5 protein-coding genes are annotated in these 4,857 nt (G+C 72.3%); 4 read left to right on the top strand and 1 reads right to left on the bottom strand.

The window, feature by feature from the left end; translation table 11 throughout:
- Together CCS38_RS00320 and CCS38_RS00315 are read left to right on the top strand one after the other, a co-directional pair.
- Window positions 1-669, top strand: a 669-nt coding sequence (locus tag CCS38_RS00320; RefSeq protein ID WP_263301551.1) for an acyl-CoA dehydrogenase family protein, incomplete at its 5' end; no start/stop codon positions are given.
- 414 nt (window positions 670-1,083) lie between these two features.
- On the top strand, window positions 1,084-1,566 hold the full coding sequence (locus CCS38_RS00315) for an ATP-binding protein (RefSeq protein ID WP_223731144.1): 483 nt from the start codon (window positions 1,084-1,086) through the stop codon (window positions 1,564-1,566).
- A 225-nt stretch (window positions 1,567-1,791) separates the two neighbouring features.
- On the opposite strand, the gene CCS38_RS00310 is transcribed toward CCS38_RS00315, so the two are convergent.
- Complete coding sequence (locus CCS38_RS00310; RefSeq protein WP_223731143.1) at window positions 1,792-2,727, bottom strand: cyclase family protein; 936 nt, start codon at window positions 2,725-2,727, stop codon at window positions 1,792-1,794.
- A gap of 97 nt (window positions 2,728-2,824) precedes the next feature.
- Here CCS38_RS00310 and CCS38_RS00305 point away from each other — a divergent pair, with 97 nt between their 5' ends.
- Window positions 2,825-3,736: an SDR family oxidoreductase gene (locus CCS38_RS00305; protein ID WP_223731142.1), complete on the top strand. Its 912-nt coding sequence runs from the start codon at window positions 2,825-2,827 to the stop codon at window positions 3,734-3,736.
- A gap of 60 nt (window positions 3,737-3,796) precedes the next feature.
- A partial coding sequence (locus CCS38_RS00300) for a Zn-dependent alcohol dehydrogenase (protein WP_223731141.1) occupies window positions 3,797-4,857 on the top strand: 1,061 nt, incomplete at its 3' end.

Below are 4,857 nucleotides of genomic sequence, written 5' to 3'. Positions count from 1 at the left end.
TCGTACACCATCGCGGCCGGCGAGCGGGTCGCGGGGCTGTGCGACGCGGCCTCGACTCCGGCGCTCTGGGAACACCCGGCCGACTGCGATGAGGTCATCGTGGTGGCGGAGCACGCTGCGTACCGGTGTGCGCCCGACGGCCTCCGGACGGCCCCGGTGCGTTCGGTGGACCCGCTGACCCCGCTCGCCCGGCTCCTCGACGGCCCGTCCGGCGCGGAGTACGCGGCGGACGTCTCCCGGCTCCGCCGCGAGGCCGTACTGCTGACCGCCGCGCAGCAGCTGGGCGGCGCCGTGCGCGCCCTCGAGGCGGCGGTGGCGTACGCGCGGCAGCGGGAGCAGTTCGGGGCCCCGATCGGCTCCTTCCAGGCCGTCAAGCACCTGTGTGCGCAGATGCTGGTACGGGTGGAGCTCGCCCGAAGTGCCGTCTATGCGGCTTCTGTCACCGAAGATCCGATCGAGGTGTCCGGTGCGAAGCTGCTCGCCGACGAGGCCGCCGTACGCAACGCCCGTGACTGCCTTCAAGTGCACGGCGGCATGGGATTCACCTGGGAGGCGGACGTGCACCTCCTCCTGAAGCGGGCCTGGGTGTGCGCGGAGAGCTGGCAGTCGGCGGCCGTCGGCGAGGAGATGTTGGCGGCGGCGTTGGCCGACGGTCATATCGCTGTGTGACGGCCATTGAGTGGAATGTCGGACTCCGCACGGATGAGCGGTCACGCTGCGTCGATATCGGGTTGTGTCCTTCGCGTGACTCGTTACGCGGGGGAGTCGGTGCGGCGCTCGGGTACGCTCGCTCGGGTGCGAGTGGTTCTGAGGCGCAACCACCCCGGCGTTGCCTGCGAGGCACCTCCGGGGTACGGGATGCGTACCGCTCGCACCGGGCAGGGGCCCGCGAATCCCCTGCGTTCGACTCCCCGCATTGCGCGTCGCACAGTATGCAGCACGCATACTCCCTTCCGCTGGAATATGCCTGAAGCGCTTGTTGGGGTGACTGAACGTCAACCATGCTGTGCTTCACCGGGGTCACGCACCGTGATCCCGTGGAGGCGCGAGGCGATGTTTCCGCCGGTTCGGATGGTGTGAGCGGTGCAGGTGCTTCAGGTGCAGTTGGAGGTGCGGCCCGACCCCGCTGAGGTGGGGCGGGCCCGCAGGTGGGCCCGGTCGCGGCTGGCCGGGTCCGGCATAGGGGCCGATGAGCCGCTGGCGGAGACGCTGATCCTGCTGGTCTCCGAGCTCGTCACCAACGCCGTGGTGCATGCCGGCTCGCACGCCGAGCTGCGGCTGCGCTTCTCGGGTGCGGGGCCCGTGGTCAGGACGGTGCGGCTGGAGGTCGTGGACGGCAGCGCCCGTCCGCCGCGGCCGCGCCGCGCGGAGGGCGACGACACCAACGGCCGCGGCCTGGAGCTGGTCGACGGGCTGGCCGATCGCTGGGGCTGGCAGCCCGAAGGGCCGGGCAAGCGCATCTGGTGCGAGGTGGACCGCGGCCGGTCGCTGCTGATGGCGACCGGGACCGAACCGGGCACGTCGGGGGTTTACGAGCAGCCATGTGCCGTCACAAACAGGATGTAAGGGAAAAAGTCCAGACCAGGTGTTGACGAGACGTGGCACCTTGATCACGCTTGGGGCAGCGATTCGCCGCGAGGGGACGCCGAGGGTACGGGGGAGACGCCCCCTTGGCGAGTGCGGGTCGCGCCCGGAGCCGGGTGGCGGTCCGCGGTGCCGCGCTCGGGGTGCGCATGAGCGCACCGCCACCTTGGCCGGGCGGCTCTTCTGTGGAGCCGCTGCGGTCGGCTCCTAGAGCACCGCTACGGGAGCGACCGGCGCCCCCGAGCCGCCGACGAACGGCTCCGCCACCGCCGCGAGCAGGAAGGCGTAGCGCCCCTCCGCGGCGCAGGCCGCCGACAGCTCCTCCAGGTTCCAGTTCTGACCCTGCAGCAGCCCCATCTCCACGAGGTGCAGCGCGTGCACGGGCATCCACAGGTTCGCGATCTCCGGCGGGAAGATCTCGAAGGTGAGGGTGTCGTTGGCGACCGCGGCGACGTCGCGGGCGTGGAACCACTCCGGAGTACGGACCGACAGTCCCGGCGAGGGGAACGCGTACCCCTGCTTGTCGCCCGCCAGATAGCGCCGCAGCTGCCCGGTGCGTACGAGGACGACGTCGCCGGCGCGTACGGCCGTGCCGGCCAGCTCCTCCGCGGCCTCCAGGTCCTCGGGGGTGACGGCGTGCGCGCCGTCCAGCGGCCGGTCGCCGCCGCCGTCCCGCACGCGCGCCACGTCCAGCAGGACGCCGCGTGAGAGGACCGGAGGGGCCTTCTCGATGCCGAGCGCGGTCGCGCCGGCGTGCGCGGTGACGGCGGCGGCCGGCCGGCCGTTGTAGAGCTTCCCCGAGTGCGAGACGTGCGTGAGGCCGTCCCAGTGGGTGGCCGCCTGCAGGCCCATGGTCACCACGTCGTCGCTGGTCGCGACCGTGTCCGGGCCGAACATCTCGTGGTTGATCGCGACCATCGTGTGCAGCGGGTTGACCCGCCCCGGTATGGCGCCGGTCTGCACGCCGTCCTGTCGGAGCGGCAGTGCGAGCGGGATGCGCAGGCCGCTGCGCACGGTCGCCACGGCGGCGCGCACCACGTCCGTGGTGATCAGGTTCAGCGTGCCGATCTCGTCGTCCGGTCCCCACCGCCCCCAGTTGTTCACACGTCGGGCGATCTCGTGGAACTCCGGCGGCAGGGGCATGCGCCCTCCTCGGGGGATTCGGTCGTGGGGCTTGTCTTCGCCACGCGTCTGCCCAAAAATCTAACGGTCCGTCAGAAACTGCGGGAAGGGGCGCGGCATGGGGAACTTCTTGACCGGCAAGGTGGTCGCCGTCACGGGGGCGGGCCGCGGCATCGGGCGGGCCGTGGCGCTGGCGGCGGCGGCCGAGGGCGCCAGAGTGATCGTCAACGACTACGGCGTATCGGTGGACGGCAGCGAGCCCGGCAGCGAGGTCGCCGCCGGGGTGGTGAAGGAGATCGAGGCGGCCGGCGGCGAGGCCGTCGCGGTCGCCGACGACGTCGCCACGATGGACGGCGGGCAGCGCATCGTGGACACGGCCCTCGCGCGCTACGGGCGCATCGACGGCGTGGTGTGCGTGGCGGGCATTCTGCGCGAACGGATGCTGTTCAACATGTCCGAGGCGGAGTGGGACCCGGTGATCGCGACCCACCTCAAGGGCACGTTCACGGTCTTCCGGGCGGCCGCCGCGGTGATGCGCAGGCAGCGGACCGGCACCCTCATCGGCTTCACCAGCGGCAACCACCAGGGCAGCGTCTCCCAGGCCAACTACGCCTCGGCCAAGGGCGGCGTCATCTCCCTCGTGCGCAGCGCGGCGCTGGGGCTGCACAAGTACGGCGTGACCGCGAACGCCGTGGCACCCGTCGCGCGCACCCGTATGTCCGCGGGCGTCCCCATGGAGCTCAAGGAGATCGGCGAGCCCGAGGACGTCGCGGCGCTCGTCGTCTACTTGCTGAGCGAGCGCGCCAAGGGGGAGGGGATCACCGGGCAGGTGTACACGGTGGCCGGCCCGAAGATCGCCGTCTGGGCGCAGCCCCGGGAGCTGCGCGCCGCGTACAACGAAGGCCCGTGGACCCCGGAACGGATCGCCGACTTCCTCCCGGGGACGGTCGGCACCGACCCCATGCCGCTGCTGGACCGGCTGGAGGCGATGGCGGCCGCGGCGGCCGCCAAGGAGCGCCCCAATGCCTAGCCGGGCCACGGCGGTCCGGGACGGCTCCCCGAGGGACCCGGTGGGGGAGAGGCGGGCGTCGTGCGGGGTGTGATCTTCGACGGTGAGGCGCCGCGGTTCGTGACCGACCTGGAGGTACGCGCTCCGGGGCCGGGCGAGGTCCTGGTCGGCATCCGGGCGGCGGGGCTGTGCCACAGCGATGTGTCAGTGGTCGATGGGACGATTCCCTTTCCGGTGCCGGTCGTGCTGGGGCACGAGGGTGCCGGGGTCGTCGAAGCCGTGGGGGAAGGGGTTTCGCATGTGGTGCCGGGGGACCACGTCGCGCTGTCCACGCTCGCCAACTGCGGGGCGTGCGCGGAGTGCGACCGGGGGCGGCCGACGATGTGCCGGAAGGCGATCGGCATGCCGGGCAGGCCCTTCCGGCGCGGCGATACGCGGCTGTACAGCTTCGCCTCCAACTCCGCGTTCGCCGAGCGCACGGTCGTCAAGGCCGTCCAGGCGGTGAAGATCCCCGCCGGCCTCCCGATGGCCTCCGCCGCACTCCTGGGGTGCGGCGTGCTGACGGGTATCGGGGCGGTGCTCAACCGCGCCCGGGTCGGCCACGGCGAGTCCGTCGTCGTGATCGGGGCCGGCGGCATCGGGCTGAACGTCCTGCAGGGGGCCCGTATCGCGGGCGCTTCGACGATCGTCGCGGTGGACGCGAACCCGGCGAAGGAGGCGGTGGCACGGCAGTTCGGCGCGACGCACTTCGTGAACGCGTCGACGGCCGACACCACAGCGGCGGTGCGCGACATCCTGCCCACGGGCGCCGACCACGCCTTCGAGTGCGTGGGCAGCGCCCGGCTGATCCGGCAGGCGGTCGATCTGCTGGACCGGCACGGCCAGGCGGTCCTGCTCGGCGTCCCGCCGGCCGACACGGAGGCGTCCTTCCTGGTGTCGTCGATGTACCTGGACAAGGCGATCCTGGGCTGCCGGTACGGCTCGTCGCGGCCGCAGCGGGACATCGCGCTGTACGCGGAGCTGTACCGCACGGGGCGGCTGCTCCTGGACGAGCTGGTCACCCGTACGTACCCGGTGGAGGACTTCGCGAAGGCGGCAGCGGACGCGGAGGAGGGGAGGCTGGCGCGCGGGGTGCTCCTCTT

The organism is Streptomyces purpurogeneiscleroticus, assembly GCF_020024005.1.
GTDB classification, from domain to species: domain Bacteria; phylum Actinomycetota; class Actinomycetes; order Streptomycetales; family Streptomycetaceae; genus Streptomyces; species Streptomyces purpurogeneiscleroticus.
Note: the sequence above shows the minus strand (reverse complement) of the source record. Positions and strands in the feature narration are given on the sequence as shown.